The organism is Shinella curvata, assembly GCF_022899935.1.
Taxonomy (GTDB): Bacteria; Pseudomonadota; Alphaproteobacteria; order Rhizobiales; family Rhizobiaceae; genus Shinella; species Shinella curvata.
Genome location: NZ_JALJCJ010000013.1, coordinates 1 through 20312, shown reverse-complemented (window position 1 = coordinate 20312; position 20312 = coordinate 1). Strand labels below are relative to the sequence as shown.

Sequence of the window (20312 nt, the reverse complement as noted above, 5' to 3'; positions counted from 1 at the left end):
CAACAACCTGTGTATAGATTCGCATGACGCGTGAGAATATTACGCGTATGATTGTTCTCATTCCGCCATGTCAGCGCGAATAAGCGGTTGCAGGGCCATCAGACGACGCATAAGCTCAAGCGGCAACAAGAACGCCGCGTAGATCACGAGGATACCATGGCAACCGGAACCGTTAAGTTTTTCAATCAAGACAAGGGCTTTGGCTTTATTACCCCCGACAATGGCGGAGCAGACGTTTTCGTCCATGTGTCGGCCGTGCAGCCCGGCGCCCCGCTGCGGGACGGTTCCAAGGTCAGCTATGACATCGGACAGGACCGCAAGACCGGTAAGTCCAAGGCGGAAAACGTTCGCACGCTCTGAGCGAACCGCAAAGGCAATCCCTTGCGCGTGACGCTTGCGGATCTGTCGCCAATCTTCCACCGTAGCGTCTGAATGGCCACGGAAGCAGACATGACAGCCGCCGCCCCGACTATCGCGCGGCCGAGAACCCATATTGCCGTACTGGCGGTTCTCGGCCTGACGCACCTTCTCAACGACCTCATGCAATCGCTGATCCCAGCGGCCTATCCTATCCTGAAGGATGCCTATGCCCTGGATTTCGTGCAGATCGGCATGATCACAATGACATTTCAGATTGCCGGGTCGCTATTGCAACCCGCGATCGGCATGGTGACAGACAAACATCCCGCCCCCTATTCGCCCGTTGTGGGCATGATGTTCACGCTTTCCGGCCTAGTCAGTCTCGCCTTCGCCCACAGCTATGCGGTAATCCTCGTCTCGGTCGCGCTGATCGGCATCGGATCGTCCATCTTCCATCCCGAGGCGACCCGCATGGCGCGCTACGCCGCCGGCGGCCGGCAGGGACTGGCACAAGGACTGTTCCAGGTCGGCGGGCAGGCCGGCGGTGCTCTCGGCCCGGTCTTCGCGGCGTTGATCATCGTGCCGTGGGGACAGCCGAGCCTTGCCTGGTTCGCTGTCCTGGCCTTGCTGGCCATGGCGCTTCTGGTCTGGATCGGCGGGAAACAGCGCCAGATCAGCGCAGAATTCGCGGCCACGCGGGCGGAAGCAGGAAAGACCGGAAGCGCCGCCCGCCACGCACCTGCGACGATCGGCATGGGACTGGTGGTTCTGACGCTGCTGATGTTCACCAAGAACGCCTATGGCGAGAGCTTCCGATCGTTCTATACATTCTATCTGATGGAGAAATTCGGCCTCTCCATCCCCTCAGCCCAGATGATGCTGTTCATCTTCCTCCTGGCCTCGGCCGTGGGTGCCCTTATCGGCGGCATCGTCAGCGACCGGATCGGCCGCTACCGGATCATCTGGATCTCCGTGCTGGGGCCGCTGCCTCTGACGCTGATCCTCCCGCATGTCGATCTGTTCTGGACCGGCGTTCTGACCGTATTGATCAACCTGATCATGGCCAGCGCCTTCGCATCGATCCTGATCTACGCGATTGAGCTCCTGCCCAATCGCATCGGACTGATCGGAGGGCTATTCTACGGCTTGAACTTCGGGCTCGGTGGCCTTGCCGCAGCGCTTTTGGGGGTTGCGGCCGATCGCTACGGCGTCGAGGCCGTCTACACCCTCTGCTCCTTCCTGCCGCTCGCGGGGCTTCTCGCCTGGTTTCTGCCGAAGATCGAAGAAGGCGCCACCTAGAGCAATTTCAGCAGAAGCGCGCAGCGGCTTTGCGACGCCTTACGCAAAAAGGACGAGCACCCGATATCGGGTCTCCTTGCGAACTATGGACCACGCCTATCAGTCCCGAGCCACTGTCAGCGGCTCGGGATGTCCGGTTGAAGAATATTCCGATCTCAATCCTCGGGAATTTCGCCAGGCCGATAGTTCGGCAGGCGCCCGGCCGGAAGGATTGCAATCATGGCCAGGCCCGCCATGATGAGAAGTCCGATTTTCAAGGCAAGCAGGCGGGAGTCGGTATTGACGCGAAGAGCCTCTGCCTTCTGCTCAGGCGTGGCGCTCGTCGCGGCAAGCACTTGCTCCAAATGATCGTTGCTCACGAAGGTGATGCTGTCGAGATTGACTTGAGACTGGATTTCGATCGGCAAAGTGGGGTTTTCCGCCAGCTGGCGCGTAACGGCAGACGTGAGCAAACCGACCATCAACGCGCCGACAACCGCCGTGCCGACAGCGGCGGCGAGATTGTTGGTCGTGCCGCGCAGCGAACCCACGTCGCCAGCCAGCTCCTTGGGAGCCGCAGTGACGAGAACGTTAAACAACAGCGTTACGAGAGCCCCTTGGCCGATGCCGAACAGGACGAGGCCGAGCAGAACCGGAATGGAACTCCAATCATTGCGAACGACGAAAGCCAGCCACAGCAGGGCGACCGTGCAAAGCACGAAGCCAAAACGCCCGATCTGTCGCGGCGTGAACCTTTCATAAAAGCGCACGATAAGCATGGCCGAAAAGAATACGGTCAGATTGAAGGGCAGCATCGCAACCGCTGTTGCCAGCGGAGAACGCCCTTGCACGATCTGGATATAGAGCGGGACCGTGAAATTGAGAGCAGCCTCCAGAGCGACGACCGTGAACATGGCATAGACGGCGGCTCGTTCCTGCGGTGATTCCAGGATGGAAAGAGCCAGAAGCGGAGTTTTCCCGCTTTCCGCACGCCGGCGCGTCCACAGAAAAAACGCCTGTCCCAGGACGATACCGACGACGATCATGATCGGCGCCGGCGATACGCCAAGCAGGTTGAACGGCGCCGTTGACCGCGCGAAGACAAGGCCCCATCCGTTCAGATTGTTGAAGCCGAAACTGATGAGGATGATCGCCGCAGCGGCAAACAGGACGCCGAGGATATCGATGCTGATTTCAGGACGGCCCTGGTCCGGCTTCAGCTTGAAACTCAAGACCAGGACCAATGCGGAAACGCCGACCAACAGACCGAAGACAGGCCGCCAGCCGATATAGGTGCCCAAAACACCACCGATAAGGAAGGCGAGAACACCGGCAGCCGCACGAGCCGACCCCAGAGCACCCAGAGCCGTCGCCTGCTGGGAGCCGCGGTAGTTTTCGGCAATCAGCGCGACAAGCGCCGGCACGATGACAGCGGCCGCCGCACCGCACAGGATTTGAGCGGTGATCATCATCGACGCGTTCGCACTCAGCGTCATGAAAACCTGTCCAGCACCGAAGATCACAACCGCAAGGCGGAAGACCTTGAGCGCACCGAAACGCTGAACCAGCTTGGCGCCCAGCATGACGAAACCCGCCACGATCATCGAATAGGCCACGATACCCGTGGCGATCGTGGTCGGTGGCACGCCGAAGCTGTTCACCATTCCGCCCAGCGCGACCGGAAGCGACGCGACATTGAACGACATGATCGCCTGCCCGAAGGCGATCGCGATCATCGGCACCCAGGAATTGCGGGTTTCGGATACACCGCGGGAGGAGGAGGACGCGTTTACCATGATCTTCTCTCTCAATTTCCGTCAGTTTCAATTTTTCGAACGTCGATTGCTGCAAAAGAGCTCTCAGGCGGGCGCCGACACCAGAAGATCGAGCCCGAGCCGCTGCGACAGGAACTGCGTGGCCAATTGCCCTTTAATGGAATTCCCCGCCTCGTCGAGCGGCGGCGCGAAGGTTGCCAATCCGCCTTTTCCGGGTGAAACAGTCACGATGCCGCCTCCGATACCGCTCTTGCCGGGAAGGCCGACCTCATACAACCAGTCACCGGAGGTCTCATAAAGACCGGCCGTCAACATGACTGCCAGCGCGTAGTGGCAGACGTCCGGTTTGACGACCTGCTCGCGCGTCACCGGATTGAAGCCCCCATTCGCAAGCGTTGCCCCCATCACCGCGAGATCTCTCGCGGTCACATTGAGGGAGCATTGCCGCGTGTACAGCTCAACCGCCTCGGCCGGGTCGCAATAGATCCGCCCGACACTTTCGAGCATCCAGGCGATGGAGCGGTTGCGGAAATTGGTCTGCGATGCGGAGGTGTAGACCTCATCGTTCAATGGCAGCGTCCTGCCCGCGAAACGGGAAAGGCCCTCGTGAATGAACCGCCACTTCGCCGCTTCGTTCTCCCCGGGCACAAGGCTTGTTGTCGCGATAGCTCCGGCATTGACCATGGGGTTGGTGCGCCCATCGGTCGTACGCTCGACACCCGTTATCGAGTTGAACGCATATCCAGTCGCGTTCACTCCCAGCCTTTCGCGCGCACCGGTCGCGCCTATGGCATCGCAGATCAGCGCGAACAGGAAGGGCTTGGACACGCTCATGATCGTGAATCCATACTCCGCATCCCCGATCGAGAAGACACGTCCATCGACCCCGACGACGCAAATGCCGAACAGATCGTGCGGAACGCGGGCAAGGGCCGGATAGACCTGGGAATTTTGCCCGAGCTCTACCGAACGGAAGCGCTCGTGCGCTTCCGTCACCAGCCGCGCGGCGAAATCGGACGGAGGAAGAGTGCCCGTGGAAAGGTAGGACGTCTGCGCATCGACAAGTGGCTCCAAGAGTTCCATATGTCTCCCCACTCTTCCGGATTGCGAATGTCGTTCCCGCTGAAAATGATCTTACAGCGAAGATGCCACATGTCCAGAAAGTTGCATCCGGCACGCCCGAATTGAAACTGGTGCACATGCCGCTGCGTGGCAACGGTCTGTCATCGGGCGTGATCTCGCCACCCAGCCGACCGCCGACGACGTCGCGGCCAGCGGTCAATCACTCCGATTGAACAAAGACACGCGATTTTGGGTAAGCTCAGAAACAGACTTGATAGGCGCGATCACATTTTGTTGACTGCAGCTCAGGACGCGCACAATTCATTTATCATGTTAATCATGGACATCTCGGAGAACTGAAGCACAGTCGATATCCGAACGCTTGCCTGTTCGAGGAGGAGCAGGCTGCATCGCGACCGAACTGAGGAGGAGGAGAGAATGCAATTCACAAGGCGAAAATTCATCGCGAGCGCAAGCTCTGCACTTGCCGTGCCCGTCATCCTGAAATCCACGACCTTGCGCGCTCAGGAAGCGGTGACGCTGCGGCTGCATCATTTCCTGCCCCCGGCCGCCAATGTGCACCAGCACCTGCTGATGCCCTGGGCCAAGGCGCTCGACGAACAGAGCGGCGGCAAGCTCAAGGTGGAAATCTTCCCGGCCATGCAGCTCGGCGGAAAGCCGCCGCAACTCTACGACCAGGCGGTCAACGGCGTCGTTGACATCGTCTGGACACTGCCCGGCAGCACACCCGGCCGGTTTCCGACAACGGAAGTCTTCGAGCTGCCGTTCATCGCCGCGCAGAAGGGCGCAGTGAATGCCCCGGCCTGCGAGGACTATTCCCAGACCCATGTCGCGCCGGGCATCACGGATACCAAAATCCTCTGCTTCTGGGCGCATGACCACGGCTTGATCCACACCAACACCGAGATCAAGACCAAGGAGGACCTTGCGGGCCTCAAGCTGCGCAACCCGACGCGTCTCGCCGGCGAAGCGCTGGCAGCACTCGGCGCAACCTCGGTCGGCATGCCGACCCCGCAGATCCCCGAGGCTCTGGCGCAGCGCGCAATCGACGGCTGCGTCGTGCCCTGGGAAGTGGTGCCCTCGCTGAAGATCAACGAACTGACCTCCTACCACCTCGAAATCCCGGGCACGCCGACGCTCTATACCGCCACCTTCTTCCTGGCGATGAATACGGCGCGATACGAGGGCCTCGCCCCCGAACTCCGCGAGATCCTCGACCGGAACAGCGGCCTTGCCTTTGCGAAAGCCGCCGGAGACATGTGGGACAGGATCGGCGCCGAGGTGCGCACCAAGGTCGAGGCAAGCGGCAAGAACAAGGTGACCACGATCAGCGAGGCGGAAAAGGCGCGCTGGGTGGAAGCCACCGCGCCGGTTCGCGACACATGGGTGGCGGACATGAAGGCGAAAGGCCTCGACGGCGAGGCGCTCCTCAAGGCGGCGCAGGACGCGATCCAGAAATACGCCAAGGCCTGACCGGACAGCCGGAACGGTGCCTGGCCGTTCCGGCGCATCCTCCACGATCGCGACGGAGCCTTTCATGGAAAAGGTCGAACAACCCCGGATAAGCCGGGTCGAACGGCTGGCCGGCCTTCTGGCCGTCGCAGGCGGCATCCTGATCTGCTTTGCGGCCGTGCTGGTGACGATCAGCGTCGCCGGGCGCCGGCTGTTCAACAAACCCGTTCCAGGCGACTATGAAATGGTCGAGATCAGCGTCGGCATCGCCGTCTTCGCTTTCCTGGCCTATACGGCGGCCAAGAGCGGCCATATCGCCGTCGATACCTTCACGCTCAAGCTGCGCCCGCGATTGACTGCCGTCATCGACGGGGTCTGGGATCTGGTGCTGGCGGCGTTTCTCGGCTTCTTTTCCTGGGGGCTGCTTGCCGGCGGACTGAACGCACGCGCCTACGGCGAAACACTTATCCAGCTCGCCTGGCCGATCTGGCCCGTCTATCTCGTCTGTTCCCTTCTCGCCGCGCTGGCCTGCCTCGTCACGCTGGCGGTCGCACTGCTCAAGATCAAAGGCAGCCCATGAGCGGTTTCTCCCTTGCGCTTCTCGGCTTCGGCGCCATGCTGTTGCTGATCGCCGCGCGCATGCCCATCGCGCTGGCCATGCTGGTGGTGGGTGCGGCCGGCTATGCCTGGCTCTCCAGCCCCCATGCGCTGATCTACTACCTGCAAACCAATGCCTATAGCCAGTTCGCCAGCTATACGCTGTCGGTCATTCCGCTTTTCGTTCTGATGGGGGCGCTGGCGGAGCGCTCCGGCATAGCGGCAACGCTTCTGCGCGCGGCTGAACGCGGCCTTTCACGCCTGAGGGGCGGCATGCCGATGGCGGTGATCGCCGCCTGCGCCGGCTTCGGAGCGATCTGCGGCTCGTCGGTGGCGACGACAGCAACCTTCGGGCGGGCGGCGCTGCCGGAATTGCGCCGGGCGAAGGTGGATCCCGGCTTCGGCACCGGCACGATCGCAGCCGGCGGCACGCTCGGCATTCTCATTCCCCCCTCGGTCATTCTCGTCATCTACGCCATCACGGCTGAACAGAACATCGCCAAGCTCTTCCAGGCCGCCCTGATCCCCGGCCTCCTGGCGGCGGCATTCTATATCCTCGCTATCGCCATCGCCGTTCGCCGCAACCCCGATCTTGCACCGCCGGTCGCGTTCACGCCGCCGGCCGCCACCCCACGACCCGCCTGGGCGCGCCCGGCGGGCGCCGTTCTTATCCTTATTGCCGCCGGTGCCTGGCTTTCGGGTTATCTCGGCTCGGTCGGCGGGATCCTGCTGGCAATCCTTGGCCTGCTCATGCTGTTTGCAGACTTCGCCGTCATCCCTGCGGCAGGCATTGCAGTTGTCGTCGTCGGCGGCATCTACGGCCAGGTTTTCACGCCAACCGAGGGAGCGGCCGTTGGAGCCGCCGTCATGCTGGCCGTCGGAGCCCTGCAAAAAACTCTCAACATGGAGGATATCAAGCAGAGCTTTCTCCAGACGGCGGAAACGACCGGGATGATCTTCCTCATCCTGCTCGGGGCAGAGGTGTTCGGAGCCTTTCTGGCCCTGACCCAGATGCCCATGACGCTCGCCGCAATGATCGGCGACAGCTCCCTGCCGCCCTATGTCGTCATCTGCTGCATGATGCTGGCCTACATCATCCTCGGCGCAGTGATGGACGAACTGGCGATGATCCTGCTGACCCTGCCTGTCTTCATTCCCGTCGTGCTGTCGCTCGATTTCGGCATGCCGACCGAAGACGTCGCGCTTTGGTTCGGCATATTGGTGCTCGTCGTCGTCGGCATCGGCCTCACCGCCCCGCCGATCGGCCTCAACGTCTTCATCATCAACAAGATCGCCCGCGACGTGCCGATCCTCAGCACCTATCGTGGTGTGCTCCCCTTCGTCGTCGCCGATTTCATCCGCCTCGCCACCCTCCTCACCTTCCCGGCACTGTCGCTGTGGCTGGTGCACCTGCTGAACTAGGACCGAGCTGGCAATGTCGGGAGCGGACACCACGACCGACCGGCACAAAAAAGGCCGGTACACAAGGCACCGGCCAAGCCACGGAGACAGGGAACGCTCCGCAGGGGATTCAAAGCGGCGTCAGTATCTCCAGCGCCTGTGCATGCAGTTCCGCCGTGGCCGCCGCGACAATCGCGCCTCCCTTTTCGGCCGGTCCACCGTTCCAATCCGTGACGACACCGCCCGCCTGCTCGATGATCGGAATGAGGGCGACGATGTCATAGGGTCGCAGACCGGCCTCCACCACGAGGTCGATCTGGCCGGCGGCCAGCATGCAATAGGCATAACAATCCGTGCCATAGCGCGACAGGCGGACCCGTTGTTCCAACCGGTCGAAGGCGACCCGCTGCGACGGCTGGAAAATTGCGGGGGTGGTGGTGCAGAGCGTGGCCTGCGCAAGGTCCTTCGTCGCACGCGTGGCAAGCGATGCTGCGCCATGCGGTCCTTCATAATGCGCGCCATGACGGGTCGCGTAGAACAGTTCGCCGATGAAGGGCTGCGCCATCATGCCGGCGACCGCATCGCCGTTTTCCGTCAACCCGACAAGCGTGCCCCAGAGCGGTATCCCGGCAATGAAGGAGCGCGTGCCGTCGATCGGATCGACAACCCAGATGCAAGCGTTCTGCCCGCCCTCCACACCGAACTCCTCGCCCAGGATGCCATGATCCGGGAATTCCGTCCGGATCAGGTTACGAATGGCCCTTTCCGTCTCACGGTCGGCTTCCGTAACGGGATCAAAACCGTCCGCCAATTTGTTGGAAACGAGCCCCGTCTGCCGGAACCGCGGCAGGGTCTCGCGCGTCGCAACCGCGGCGAGCCTGTGCATGAATTCGACGGATATCATCGCTTCGCCCTGCTCAAACTGCCCTCAGCCACACCGCCCAGCGCGGATCGCTCATCACGAAGCGCGCCCGCATGTGCTTCCAGAAGCCGTATTTGAAAAAATCGAAATCGAGGCGGGAGATCCGGTTCTGGACCATGGCCCAGGTCGACCATTTGAGATCGACCAGCGCCTTGAACAGGCAGACCCGTGCAAGAAGGGCCGGATCGAGACGGCCGTAGTACTCCTCGATCATCTCTGCCTCCACCTCCGGCGAAAAACACATTTCGCTGAACCACAAGGCCAGCTCGGCGGCCCGGTCATTGGTCGAGGCATATTCGAAATCCACCAGCATGACCCGGCGATCGGCATGCAGCAGGAAGTTTCCGGCAAGCGTGTCGTTCATGCAGGGCGCCAGATCGAGGCCAGAGGCCTCCAAAGCCCGCCGCGCCTCGCGGTAGCGCGCGTTGAGCCAGCCGAAGTCCTCAGGAAATTCGCCGCCGAGCGTCAGGGCCTGCTCGAAATGTTCGTCGATCATGTCGAAGGTCGTCTTGCGCTGGGTGAGCGGCGCGCTGTCGTTGAAGGCCTTTAATGCGCGCAGGCCGTTGAAACGCACGACCGGATCAAGGAAATCGGCATTGGTGGAGGTGCGCAGCCCCTCGACGAACTCGCTGATCTCCACGCCTGTTTCCGGAAAGAAGTCAATGATACGCGCGCCGACGCCGGCAGCATGCGCCTTGCGACCAGCCTCGTTGGCCGTGCGGCGGTCGATGAACATTTCCGTGCCTTCGCCCGGAATCTTGACGAAGAAACTGTGCGGCGCGGCTTCGACATGCACCCGCCAGTTCGGATTGCTGATGCCGCCCGGCACCGGCTCGTAAGAAACCGTCCGCCCCTGCCAGTCCGCGACGGCGACGATGGCGGCTTCGATCGCCCGCTCTCCCGGAGATACGCCTTCACCCAAGCTGCGTCGCATGCGCTCCTCCGTCACACCTGTTTCAGCCATGTCTCGAAACGCGGCCCCTCGATCACGGTCCGTGCCCTGAGCAACCGCCATTCGGCATACTTGAAGAATTCGACGTGTGTTCTCGGCGAGCGGGCCGCGCTGATGAAGCCCCACAGCGCCCACATCAGATCGTCCGCTGCACCGTAGAGCCTTGCACGGGCAAGCGTCTGCGCGTCCGGTTTGCCAGTCGCGATCTCGATTGCGAGCAGCGCTTCCCCGTCGAACGGAAGCAGCTCGGCAAGCACTGTTCCGAGATCATGGGCGGGGTCCGCCTGTCGCGCCCATTCGAAATCGACCAGTCGAACGGCACTTTCCGGCCCGACCATCACATTCGACGACACACCATCAGCATGGCAAGGCACTGTATCCACTCCGGCTGCCGCAATCGCCGCGCCAATCTGATCGACGGCAGCGACGGTTGCCTGCACCAGCGCAGGCAGGATCACGCCCGGCGCTTCAGCAAGTCTTCGATAAGCGGCAACGAGATCGAACACGCTGCGATTATCGGCAAGCGGCGCCGCCTCCTGGAAGCGGCGCTTGGCGGCAAGCAGACTTTCAAACACCGCAGGACGGCGCAGCACATCCGCATGCCCCCACGCCCATTCCGCGCCCAGCGCCTCGAAGACGAGAATGCCGCCGGCTGGATCGGCATGCAGCAGGCGCGGCGCGACACCGAGCTCCCCCGCCTTGCGGCTGGCATCGGCAACATGCTCCAACGCGATGAAACCGGCCATGTCATCGTGCCGGCGCTTGACGAAAACCGCCGGCCGGCCGGGCATGGTGGCGAAAACACATGTGTTCTCCACCGCCCGATGGACGGGTGAGACCACCCCGCCGATCGGCGGGGAAAGCGCCGCCCCGGAAAGGCCGACGGCAGCGAGCGCGGTCTCCATCGCCTCATCGTTCGGCATGAGAGTCTCCTTCGGCAAGGCGGCGCAGGAGTGTGGTCAGCATGAGGATGCCGGCCGCAACATCGTCAGGATGGGTCAATTCGTCCGGATGGTGCGCGATGCCGTCGACACTTGGAATGAAGATCAGAGCGGAGGGAATGCCGCTGTTTTGCAGCGCCACCGCATCGTGTCCCGCCACCGAGCGCATGGTCAGTGGCTCGAAGCCGCAGGCGCGCGCCGCATTGTCGGCGCTGGCCATCAGCCTGCTATCCATGCCGGCCGGCTCCCGCAGCGTATCGGCAATGATCTCCAATCGCGTGCCGGTATCGGCCGCCGCCTTTTCGAAGGCCGCGAGAACCGCCTGCCCGGCCCTATCGAGTTCGGCGACGGCGAGGCCCCGCAGCTCGAACCAGACCGTGGCCCGCTCCACCACCACATTGGGCGAATTCGGTTCGATGACAAGGCGCGCGGCCGAGCGGTGAAGGTGAGGATAATGTGCGGCAAGCAGCGTTTCGAAGGCTGCAATGCCCTGCGCGGCGGCGAGAAGCGCATCGCGTCGGTCTGCCATCGGCGTCGGCCCCGTATGGGCGGCGCGGCCCATCCAGCGGATGGTCATCTTGCGAGCGGCCCAGGTCCCTTCGACGATGCCGATGCGACGACCGGCCTCGGTCAGGATGCGCCCCTGCTCGACATGCAGCTCGACATAACCTTCCGGCCGTGGCGGAACGGTTCCCGTTCCGCCATCGACGCCGATGGCCGCCAATGCTTCGCCGAGCGTGATGCCGGCCCCGTCGCGAAGGGCAAGCGCGTCATCAAGCGGCAGGGTTTTGGAGAAAACACCACTACCGGTGAGGCTGGGCTGATAGCGCGCGCCCTCTTCGTTCGTCCAGTTGACGACGGCGAGGTTGCGGCTCGGGCGGAAACCACCGGCCTGCGTCTCGGCCTGGAGATCGAGTGCCGCACAGCCGGCGGCGAGAACGCCGAGGGTACCGTCGAAGCGGCCACCGCGCGGCTGCGTGTCGAGATGCGAACCGGCGAAAATCCAGGGCGCTCCCTCGCCCGCCCAATCGAAGCACGCAAACTGGTTGCCGATCGCATCATGCGCCATGCGTGCGCCACCCTGCGTCATCCAGTCCGCAAAAATCGCACGGGCAACGCCGTCCTCGGCGCTTGCGGCAAGCCGCGTCACGCCTTCGCCGCCCTTTGCGCCGATGGCGGATATGCGGTCGAAGATCGCCGCCAGGTCCATCTTGGGGTTCCTCGCCGCACTATCCATGAATGATCTCCAGGTCTTTCGCCGCCACCGCCTGGACGATGACTTCCGGCGGCGGCCGGTCGGTCACCAGCGTATGGACGCGGGAGAAGGGAGCGGTAATGACATTGCCGACCTTGCCGAACTTGGAGTGGTCGGAAAGCATGACGCTGCGCGAGGTCTGTTTCACCAGCACCTGGCGAATGCGCGCCTCGTCCTCCTCGAAATCCATGAAACCGTAGTCAACATTGATGGCCCCCGCGCCCATGAAGACCATGTCGAAATGGAATTGCTGGATATAGGCGATCGTGTCGTAGCCGACGAGATCCTGCTCCACCGGGCGCAGATGCCCCGGCGTCATCAGCACCTGAACGCCGAAATGCTCGCAGGCCGCCTGCGCGATGCGTAGCGAATTGGTGTAGAGCCTGAGTTTCTTGAAGCCGACGAGCCGGCGGGCCAGCGCCAGTGTCGTCGTGCCGGTGTCGAGGAAGATGACGCAGTCGTCGATGATAAGATCGCGCGCCAGGCCGGCGACCTCGTCCTTTTCCAACGCATTCAGCTTGATGCGTTCGGTGATCGGCGTGTCGGCGGTACGGCCCGCCGGGATGGCGCCGCCATGCACGCGCCGCACGGCCCCCTCAGCCTCGAGATCCTTCAGATCGCGCCGGATCGTTTCCCCGGAAACGCCGAATTCGGCCGAAAGCTCGAGCACACTGACACGCTGATCGCGGTCCAGGCGCTCCAGGATGACCTCCTTGCGGATCTCACTCGACATGAACGGCTTCCTCCTCATGCAGCGCCTCGTGCCGATGCAGGCAGGCGGCGTAGTTGCCGCCGGCAAGAGCCAGCAGCGGTGGGTCGGTTTTCTGGCAGTCGCCCTGCGCACGCGGGCAGCGCGAGCGGAACGAGCAACCGAGCGGCAGATCGATCGGGCTCGGCGGCTCGCCGTCGAGCAGATAGCGGGGGCGCGGGAAACGGTTGTCCTCCAGCGTCGGCATGGCGCTCAGCAGTGCCCGCGTATAGGGGTGGTGCGGCTGTTCGAAAAGCGTGCTGTTGTCGGCCAATTCCACGATGCGCCCGAGATACATGACGGCGATACGGTGGCACATCCGGCGCACGAGCGCGAGGTCGTGCGAAATGAACACATAGGAAAATCCGTGTGTTGCCTGCAGCCGGTTGAAGAGATCCAGAAGCTCGGCCTGCTCCACCTGGTCGAGCGCCGACAGCGTCTCGTCGAGGATGAGCAGGCGCGGCTTCAGCACCAGAGCGCGCGCGATGTTGATGCGCTGGCGCTGGCCGGCGCTCAGGCCCACGGGCAGCCGGTCCGCGAGATCCAGATCGAGCCCCACCTCGGCCATCGCCTCCTGTGCTCGCCGCGCCGCCTCCGCCCGATCGACGCCATGAATGAGCAGCGGCTCCTCGATCATGCGCTGGAGCGGCATGCCTGACGGCAGCGAGCCATAGGGGTCCTGCAGGAGCAGCTGGAAGGACCGGCGCATTTCCGTCAGCGAGCGGGCGGAGAGATGCGAGAGGTCCTTGCCGAGGAAGGCGATACGCCCGCCGTCCGGCTGCTCTAGCCAGGCGAGAAGGCGGGTCAGGGTGGATTTGCCGCAGCCGCTTTCACCGACGATGCCGAAATTCTCTCCCGCCTTCACGCTGAAGGAGACGTCGCGCACCGCCTTTACTTCATTATAGGCGTTGAAGGATCCGCGCCGGCGCACGAGGTAGGAACGCCTGACATTGTCGACCGTCAGCACTGCCTCACCGTCCCGCGCGGGCGGCGCGCCCACATCCTTCCAGATCGAGGGGATGCGGGAAATGAGCGCGCGGGTGTAGGACTGCGCGGGCCGTGTGGCGAGTTCCGCAGTACGCCCTTCCTCCACAATGCGACCACGCTGCATGACGAGCGTGCGTTCGGCGATCTGCGCCACCACCGGCAGCGACGACGAGATGAAGAGGAAGGCCGTGTCGAGGCTCTGGCGCAGCCCGTCGATGAGCCGGATGATCTGCGCGGCCACCGTCACGTCAAGCGGTTGGGTGATGTTGTCGGCGATCACAAGCGAGGGATCGGAAACCAGCGCATCAACGATCATCACGCGTTGCATCATGCCGCCGGAAAACTGGAACGGCGCCTCGTGGAAGCGGGCGGCCGGTGAGGGAATGCGCACGCGGCCCAGCAGGTCGAGCACCTTGTCGCGCGCCTCGGCCCGGCCGATCTCGGGGCGCACGCAACGCAGCTTCTCGACGATCTGCTGACCGATCGGCAAACGGGGATCGAGCGACCCCATCGGATTGGCGCCGATGAAACCGATGCGGTTGCCGCGGATGGCGGACAGCGCGCGCGGCGGCAGCGACAGGATGTCCTTTCCTTCGAAGACGATCCTGCCGGCCGCGATTTCCAGAGGTGTAGACACAGCGCGGACCAGCGCGCGAGCCAGCACGGACTTGCCCGAGCCGGCCTCGCCGACGAGGCCGAGCACCTCCCCCGGCGCCAGCGAAAAGGTGACGTCATCGACAATGCGCCGGTTGCGTCCTTCCCGATCGAGATCGACACTGAGATTGGAGACGGCGAGAATGGGGACTGGCATCACGCTTCTCCTCGCAGAACCGCATTGCGCGCGCGCTCCAGCGCCGATCCCATCAGGTTGAGGCAGGTCAGCGAAACCAGCATGAAGACGCCGGGCATGGTGGCGATCCACCAGGCGTTCAGGAGGTATTTCCGCGCATCGGCGATGACATTTCCGAAGGTGGGTGTCGGCGGCTGCACGCCGAGACCAAGGAAGCCGAGAATGGATTCGAAGATCATCATGCGGGCGATGTCGAGCACAGCGACGAAGGCGATCGGCGGCAGGACGACAGGCGCAACGAAGAGCAACATGATGCGCAGATCCGAAGCCCCGAGCACCCTTTCACCCAACACATAGCCGCGGCTGCGTTCGCCAAGGGCCACGGAGCGGGCGACACGGGCATAGAGCGGCCAGCCGGAAAGGCCGAGCACGAGGATAATCGCCGGCACCGTCGGGCGGGAAACGCCGAGAATGGTGATGGCGAGAATGATCATCGGGATCGAGAGTTGCGCATCGGTGAGCCGCATGATGACGGCGTCCACCCAGCCGCCGCGGAAGCCGGCATAGAGGCCCAAGCTGCAACCGACGACGAACATCAGGACGACGGTGGTGATGCCGATCAGCAGCGAATAGCGCAGGCCCACCAGACAGCGCATCAGCACATCGCGGCCGAGCTGGTCGGTCCCGAGAAGGTAAGGCCACTTCCAGCCCTCCGACGGAAACGGCGGCAATAGCTTGGAACCGTAGGCGATCTTGATCGGGTCGATCGAGCTTATCAGCGGCAGGAAGATCGCCAACCCGCCGAGCAGGCCGAAACCGATCAGCCCAATCCGAAAATCCGTGCGCGCAGCAGCGATCTGCAGCATGCGCCGGGTGGGGGTGACACCCCGTTTTAAAGCCGGACGCGCGGCAACGGTCTCATGAGCGATATCGGCCACGTCAATACTCCAGTCTCGGATCGATGGTCATCGCGATGAGATCGACGAGCACGTTGATCATCACGAACATCACGGAAATGAAGATGGCGATGCCCTGGATGAGCGGGAAATCGCGTTGCAGCACGGCGTTGATCGTCAGGAGGCCAAGACCGGGATAGTCGAAGATGAACTCGATGACGAGCACGCCGCCGAGCAGCATGCCGAGCTGGACCCCGAGCAGGTTGATGAGCGGGATCGCCGAATTGCCGAGCGCATGGGAAAAGATCGTGCGGCTGCGGGAAAGGCCGCGGATCGGCGCCAGCTGGATGAAATCCTCACGCATCACCTGCGCGACCGAAACAGTCAGCGTGCGCAGGATGAAGGGCACGATCTCGACGGCCAGCACGATCGCCGGCAGTATGGTGTAGCTGAAACCGCGATAGCCGATGGCCGGCAGCAATTTCAGTTTCACCGACAGGAACAGTGTCAGAACGATACCGAGCCAGAAATTCGGCGTCGATACACAGAGGGAGCCGATGGCCAGCGCCAGCTTGTCCGGCCACTTTCCCGGATAGAGCCCGCCGAGCGTGCCAAGCGGCACGGCGACCAGAAGAGCCAGGGCAAGGGCGACGGCCGCCAACTGAAGCGTCATCGGCAATGTGGCGAGGATGAGATCCAGCACCTTGGCCCGTTCTTCACGGGTGGCATCATCGAAGGATGCGCCGCCGAGGCTTGCGCCACTCTTCGGCCGGACAAAGGACGTACCGAGATCGCCGGTCACGAGATCGCCGAGATAGGACACGAACTGGATCGGAATGGGCCGGTCGAGGCCGAGCTCCTTGGCCTTCATCGCGACCACCTCGTCCGGCGCCATGCCGCCCACGATAAGGCGCGCGGGATCGCCCGGCACCACACGCAGGAGCGTGAAGATGATGAAGGTCACGAGCAGAATGATGAGCGCTCCCTGCAGGAGGCGTCTCAACAGGAACGATAGGACGAACATGCGTCTCCCCTTGCACTGATCGGTATGGAGCGGCCGCCCCTCAGGGACGGCCGCCGCTTGCCATCAGGCGAGGGTCGCCTTGTTCGCGTCCATCATGCCGTTCGGATAGAAGTACATGCCGTCCAGACCCTCGCGCATGGCGTGGATAAAGACCGAGGTGAAAAGCGACAGTGCCGGCACCTTGTCGGCCAGCATCGGCATCACCTCGTTCTGGATCACGGCCTTGCGTTCGGCAGGATCCAGCGTGTTGCGCTCCTTGTCGAGCACCGCGTCCAGATCCTTGTCATCGATGCCGCAGATGCGCTTCGAGCTCGAATGGAAATGGGTGCGCAGCACCAAATCCGGTTCCGGCGAGCCCGTCGACCAGCCGCAGTCGATCATGTGTCCCGGCCCGCCACCCGGACGATCGTAAAGCCGCTCGTTCCAGGCCGCCACTTCCATCACGTTGAGCTTCACCGGGAAACCCTGCTCCTGCAGCATGGCCGTGATGACCTCGCCATATTCCTTGGTCTTCGGATAGAAGCCGACCGAAGTGATGTATTCGAGCTCCGGCAGGCCCTCGCCCTTCGGGAAACCGGCTTCCGCAAGAAGCCGCTGGCTTTCCTCCGGATTGTATTCCGGATAGTTCGGCGTATCGACGTAACCGAACTTGACCGGCGAGATCCAGGCTTTCGAGGCGTGGCCCGAGACGCCGAGGATATCGAGCAGCACGGCGCGGTCGATGGCATGGGCGGCCGCCTTGCGCAAGCGCGGGTCATTGAAGGGCGGTTTGGAGCAGCGGAACCAGAGATATTTGTTCTCGACAGACACCGCCTTGTTCAGCTTGTAGCCGCCGGTCTCCTCGATGGTCTGGACCTGCTCGGCCTCAAGACGTTCGATGAGATCCGCCTCGCCGTTGAGCAGTGCCAGCGTGCGCGTGGTCGCATCCCCGACGAAACTGAAATTGATGCCGGGAATGGCCGGCTTGCCGAGATAGAAGCCGTCGAAGGCTTCAAGCACCGTGGTATTGCCGTCCTGGCGGGCGAATTTGAAGGCGCCGGTGCCGTTCGGACGGGAGGACAGCGTCTTCGGGTCGGCGACATCCTTTGCCGACAAGATCGGCAGGAAGGCGGAGAGGAACCAGAAGAGGCTCGCCGGGTAGCCGCCTTTGTCGGTCTTGATGCGGGCGACATGATCGCTCACCACCTCGACCTCGCAGGGGCCGGGATACCAGGCTGCCGGGCGGTCGGGCTGGCTGGCATATTCGAAGGTCGCCTTCACGTCTTCGGCGGTGAAAGGCTTGCCGTCGTGGAAGGTGACACCCTCGCGCAGCGTGAATTCGAGCGTGTGCTCGTCGACGAGCTTCATGTCGGTCGCCAGTTCCATCACCAGCTCGTCCGGCTTGTCCGGCCGCATCGGCGCACGGGTGAGATAGCTGAAGACGAAACTCTCCAGATTGATCTGAGCGAGCGTGGTGTGCGAGGACGGATCCCAGTTGCCGGTCAGGTTTTCCGCCGACATGAAATTGAGGACCTTGCCCTCGGCGGCATGCGCCGGATTGACGAAAAAGGCAGTATTGAGGACCGGAAGGCCGACGGCGACGCCAGCGAGCGCGGAACTCTTTAGGAATGCTCTCCTGTTGAATTGCATGACGATTTCTCCGCAGTTGGATTGCTGGGTGTTCCCCACCCCGCTTTGTCGCCAGCAACGACAAGCGGAGGTATTTTATTTTGGAAAATGTGATCTTCGGCCTGCTGGCAGAACGCCATGACAAGCGCATCGGCATGCCGCTGGCCAACCACCTGAAGGCCGACCGGCAGGCCATTTGCGGTCAGTCCGCAGGGCAGCGAAGCGGCCGGACTGCCGGACAGGTTGAAGGGATAGGTGAAGGGCGTCCAACCCGTCCAGGCCAGAACCGCGGACGGTGACGTAAACCCCGCCGGCGCCTCGCGATCGGCGGCGAAAGGCTCGACCGGCACGGTGGGCAAAAGCAGGAGGTCGATATCCTCAAAAAGCGCATGGACGCTGCCGGCGAATTCCGCGCGCGCCTTTGCAGCCGAGAGGTAATCGGCAAGATTGTAGTGTGCCGAAGCTTCAACGAGACCGCGGAACCCGCTGCCGAAAGCCGATAGATCAGTCTGCGCACCATAGGCGACGCCACGGCCGGCGACCCAGAGCGTTTCAAAAATCCGGATCGGATCCTGCCAATCGGGAGCGACCATGTGGATATCAACACCCAGCGTCGCGGACAGCGTCGCAACGGCCTGCCGAACCACCCGATCGATTTCAGGCGCGACGGAAAAACCGAACAGGCTCGGCGCAAAGCCGATGCGCAACGAACCGAGAGATTGCGGCACGGTATAATCGGCGCCGTCATCGGGCAGCGCCTGATGATCCCGAGGATCCGGTCCCTTGACGACATTGAACAGGACAGCACTGTCCTTGGCCGAAAGGCTCATCGGGCCGGCATGAGACAGCATTTCCGTGGCACTCCACGGCCAGGCCGGTACGCGCCCCAGCGACCCCTTCATGGCGAAAACGCCGCAAAAGGCTGCCGGGATGCGCACGGAGCCGCCGCCGTCGGACCCCAACGTGAAGGGTACCATCCGCGCGGCAAGCGCCGCACCGGAACCGGAACTCGAGCCGCCACTCGTCCGTTCAGGGTTCCAGGGGTTGCGGGTCGGTCCGTAGAATTCCGAACAGCCGGAGCCGGACCAGCCCATTTCGGTTGTCGTCGTCTTGCCGATCATGATCGATCCGGCATCGATCATCCGCTGGACGATCGGCGCCGTCGCCTTGGGAGCGAAATCCTTGTAGGCGGCGGAGCCTCGCTGGCAGAGCTTGTCCGCCACGAAGAAAAGATCCTTCACGCCCATCGGAATTCCATGCAGCGGACCGCGTAACCGCCCCTGCGCCCTCTCCCGGTCGCAGGCGCGCGCCTCTTCCAGCGCTTCCATGTCATAGACCTGACTGAAGGCGTTGACGATCGGGTTCAATCGCCCAATGCGCTCAAGGCTTTCGCGCACAAGCGCCTCGGAGGTGAGGCTGCCGCTAGCAAGTGCCGATCTGAGCGCAAGAACAGAAAAATCCACGACCTTCATCTCCCGTTATGTTGATTTATGTTGATTTTGTGGAAATTGTCAACATGAAGAAAATCAACAAAACGCGCATTGATAAGCAAAAAACCACAGAGCGATTTGGATGGATTTCGTTTTGTGTTTATCGTCTGGCCTTGCTGAAACTGGTCTAATAGGGCGACCACATTCGTCGTAAAGTCGGATGTGAGGGCTTGGAAAGATTTGGGGGACCGCTTCTAAAGCGGCCCAATTTACGGCAGCCGATGCCTTATTCGCACCTATCGCCATTCGTCTCCAAACCCACGAAATCGACCTGAATACGCAGGCAAACACCTACGCCGAACGCCTTCGTCGACTACCTGCAATGGAAGAGTGATATACAGCGGCCCTAGCGGAAACTTGGCGCGAGACCGACCGTGAAGCCGACGCGATCTCTTCAGGACACATCACCGCAGATCTTCGCGCCTCCGTGTAGCGCAGCTGTAGACAACAGACCGCTAGGTGAAGCCGTCATGGACGCGGCCCCATGCGCCAACGCCTGATCCCGGCGATCACAAAACGGGACCGAACATTTCTGGGTGTTTGCTTGCCATGGTCAACTGTGGCGGGGAGGTGTGCCAAGAAGTGTTGCTTGCCCTATGCTCTGATTCATAGCGGACCACCTGCCGAGCGGATAGGGCACGGATCACGCTATTGCTTGAGGCAGGCAGTTTCTCCTCCATGGCTACGAGATCGTAGAGAAGTGGAGGAAGCACGTATCTCCGCCCCGTGAGCATCGAGAATGAGCTTATGCTG

General features: G+C 62.6%; 17 protein-coding genes. 5 read left to right on the top strand and 12 right to left on the bottom strand.

Annotated elements, in window-relative coordinates; genetic code table 11:
- The first annotated feature begins 156 nt into the window (after nt 1-156).
- Together MUU55_RS28390 and MUU55_RS28385 are read left to right on the top strand one after the other, a co-directional pair.
- The gene (locus MUU55_RS28390) at nt 157-360 is read left to right on the top strand and encodes a cold-shock protein (protein WP_244764136.1); all 204 of its coding nucleotides are present in this window, start codon (nt 157-159) and stop codon (nt 358-360) included.
- Between the two features lie 90 nt (nt 361-450).
- Nucleotides 451-1659 carry an MFS transporter gene (locus MUU55_RS28385; RefSeq protein WP_244764135.1) on the top strand — a complete coding sequence of 403 codons (1209 nt, stop codon included), beginning with the start codon at nt 451-453 and terminating at the stop codon, nt 1657-1659.
- A gap of 155 nt (nt 1660-1814) precedes the next feature.
- Here MUU55_RS28385 and MUU55_RS28380 read toward each other — a convergent pair whose 3' ends face one another.
- Both MUU55_RS28380 and glsA read right to left on the bottom strand, forming a co-directional pair.
- A complete protein-coding gene (locus tag MUU55_RS28380) occupies nt 1815-3434 on the bottom strand; it encodes an MFS transporter (protein ID WP_244764134.1) in 1620 nt (539 codons plus the stop codon).
- A 63-nt stretch (nt 3435-3497) separates the two neighbouring features.
- On the bottom strand, nt 3498-4496 hold the full coding sequence (gene glsA / locus MUU55_RS28375; RefSeq protein WP_244764133.1) for a glutaminase A: 999 nt from the start codon (nt 4494-4496) through the stop codon (nt 3498-3500).
- A gap of 417 nt (nt 4497-4913) precedes the next feature.
- On the opposite strand from glsA, the gene MUU55_RS28370 reads away from it, so the two are divergent.
- The 3 genes from MUU55_RS28370 (at nt 4914) to MUU55_RS28360 (ending at nt 7967) form a co-directional block, all read left to right on the top strand.
- Entirely contained in the window at nt 4914-5969 is a 1056-nt protein-coding gene (locus tag MUU55_RS28370; protein WP_244764132.1) for a TRAP transporter substrate-binding protein, read from the top strand.
- A 64-nt stretch (nt 5970-6033) separates the two neighbouring features.
- Entirely contained in the window at nt 6034-6528 is a 495-nt protein-coding gene (locus tag MUU55_RS28365) for a TRAP transporter small permease (RefSeq protein ID WP_244764131.1), read from the top strand.
- Complete coding sequence (locus MUU55_RS28360; protein WP_244764130.1) at nt 6525-7967, top strand: TRAP transporter large permease; 1443 nt, start codon at nt 6525-6527, stop codon at nt 7965-7967. Before MUU55_RS28365 ends, MUU55_RS28360 begins: the two co-directional genes overlap by 4 nt.
- A 109-nt stretch (nt 7968-8076) precedes the next feature.
- Here MUU55_RS28360 and hisN read toward each other — a convergent pair whose 3' ends face one another.
- The 10 genes from hisN to MUU55_RS28310 form a co-directional block, all read right to left on the bottom strand.
- Entirely contained in the window at nt 8077-8850 is a 774-nt protein-coding gene (hisN, locus tag MUU55_RS28355; RefSeq protein WP_244764129.1) for a histidinol-phosphatase, read from the bottom strand.
- 13 nt (nt 8851-8863) lie between these two features.
- On the bottom strand, nt 8864-9802 hold the full coding sequence (locus MUU55_RS28350; protein WP_244764128.1) for a choline/ethanolamine kinase family protein: 939 nt from the start codon (nt 9800-9802) through the stop codon (nt 8864-8866).
- Nucleotides 9803-9813: 11 nt separating this feature from the next.
- Entirely contained in the window at nt 9814-10743 is a 930-nt protein-coding gene (locus MUU55_RS28345) for a phosphotransferase (RefSeq protein WP_244764127.1), read from the bottom strand.
- Entirely contained in the window at nt 10730-11998 is a 1269-nt protein-coding gene (locus tag MUU55_RS28340) for a Zn-dependent hydrolase (RefSeq protein ID WP_244764126.1), read from the bottom strand. The genes MUU55_RS28345 and MUU55_RS28340 overlap by 14 nt, the downstream gene beginning before the upstream one ends.
- Nucleotides 11991-12749, bottom strand: coding sequence for a DeoR/GlpR family DNA-binding transcription regulator (locus tag MUU55_RS28335; RefSeq protein ID WP_244764125.1), 759 nt, complete (start codon nt 12747-12749; stop codon nt 11991-11993). The genes MUU55_RS28340 and MUU55_RS28335 overlap by 8 nt, the downstream gene beginning before the upstream one ends.
- Complete coding sequence (locus tag MUU55_RS28330; protein ID WP_244764124.1) at nt 12739-14562, bottom strand: dipeptide ABC transporter ATP-binding protein; 1824 nt, start codon at nt 14560-14562, stop codon at nt 12739-12741. The genes MUU55_RS28335 and MUU55_RS28330 overlap by 11 nt, the downstream gene beginning before the upstream one ends.
- Entirely contained in the window at nt 14562-15470 is a 909-nt protein-coding gene (locus MUU55_RS28325) for an ABC transporter permease (RefSeq protein WP_244764148.1), read from the bottom strand. The genes MUU55_RS28330 and MUU55_RS28325 overlap by 1 nt, the downstream gene beginning before the upstream one ends.
- A 10-nt stretch (nt 15471-15480) precedes the next feature.
- Nucleotides 15481-16461 (bottom strand): ABC transporter permease, encoded by a 981-nt coding sequence (locus MUU55_RS28320; protein ID WP_244764123.1) that lies wholly within the window; start codon nt 16459-16461, stop codon nt 15481-15483.
- A gap of 63 nt (nt 16462-16524) precedes the next feature.
- On the bottom strand, nt 16525-18090 hold the full coding sequence (locus MUU55_RS28315) for an ABC transporter substrate-binding protein (RefSeq protein ID WP_244764122.1): 1566 nt from the start codon (nt 18088-18090) through the stop codon (nt 16525-16527).
- Nucleotides 18063-19532 carry an amidase gene (locus tag MUU55_RS28310; RefSeq protein ID WP_244764121.1) on the bottom strand — a complete coding sequence of 490 codons (1470 nt, stop codon included), beginning with the start codon at nt 19530-19532 and terminating at the stop codon, nt 18063-18065. The genes MUU55_RS28315 and MUU55_RS28310 overlap by 28 nt, the downstream gene beginning before the upstream one ends.
- Nucleotides 19533-20312 lie beyond the last annotated feature (780 nt).

What these genes read in the sequence shown, in the direction of transcription:
- hisN (WP_244764129.1), bottom strand. Translation starts at nt 8,850, where the DNA reads ATGATATCCGTCGAATTCATGCACAGGCTCGCCGCGGTTGCGACGCGC.
- MUU55_RS28385 (WP_244764135.1), top strand. Translation starts at nt 451, where the DNA reads ATGACAGCCGCCGCCCCGACTATCGCGCGGCCGAGAACCCATATTGCC.
- MUU55_RS28315 (WP_244764122.1), bottom strand. Translation starts at nt 18,090, where the DNA reads ATGCAATTCAACAGGAGAGCATTCCTAAAGAGTTCCGCGCTCGCTGGC.
- MUU55_RS28320 (WP_244764123.1), bottom strand. Translation starts at nt 16,461, where the DNA reads ATGTTCGTCCTATCGTTCCTGTTGAGACGCCTCCTGCAGGGAGCGCTC.
- MUU55_RS28380 (WP_244764134.1), bottom strand. Translation starts at nt 3,434, where the DNA reads ATGGTAAACGCGTCCTCCTCCTCCCGCGGTGTATCCGAAACCCGCAAT.
- MUU55_RS28365 (WP_244764131.1), top strand. Translation starts at nt 6,034, where the DNA reads ATGGAAAAGGTCGAACAACCCCGGATAAGCCGGGTCGAACGGCTGGCC.
- MUU55_RS28360 (WP_244764130.1), top strand. Translation starts at nt 6,525, where the DNA reads ATGAGCGGTTTCTCCCTTGCGCTTCTCGGCTTCGGCGCCATGCTGTTG.
- glsA (WP_244764133.1), bottom strand. Translation starts at nt 4,496, where the DNA reads ATGGAACTCTTGGAGCCACTTGTCGATGCGCAGACGTCCTACCTTTCC.
- MUU55_RS28370 (WP_244764132.1), top strand. Translation starts at nt 4,914, where the DNA reads ATGCAATTCACAAGGCGAAAATTCATCGCGAGCGCAAGCTCTGCACTT.
- MUU55_RS28335 (WP_244764125.1), bottom strand. Translation starts at nt 12,749, where the DNA reads ATGTCGAGTGAGATCCGCAAGGAGGTCATCCTGGAGCGCCTGGACCGC.
- MUU55_RS28345 (WP_244764127.1), bottom strand. Translation starts at nt 10,743, where the DNA reads ATGCCGAACGATGAGGCGATGGAGACCGCGCTCGCTGCCGTCGGCCTT.
- MUU55_RS28350 (WP_244764128.1), bottom strand. Translation starts at nt 9,802, where the DNA reads ATGCGACGCAGCTTGGGTGAAGGCGTATCTCCGGGAGAGCGGGCGATC.
- MUU55_RS28390 (WP_244764136.1), top strand. Translation starts at nt 157, where the DNA reads ATGGCAACCGGAACCGTTAAGTTTTTCAATCAAGACAAGGGCTTTGGC.
- MUU55_RS28330 (WP_244764124.1), bottom strand. Translation starts at nt 14,562, where the DNA reads ATGCCAGTCCCCATTCTCGCCGTCTCCAATCTCAGTGTCGATCTCGAT.
- MUU55_RS28340 (WP_244764126.1), bottom strand. Translation starts at nt 11,998, where the DNA reads ATGGATAGTGCGGCGAGGAACCCCAAGATGGACCTGGCGGCGATCTTC.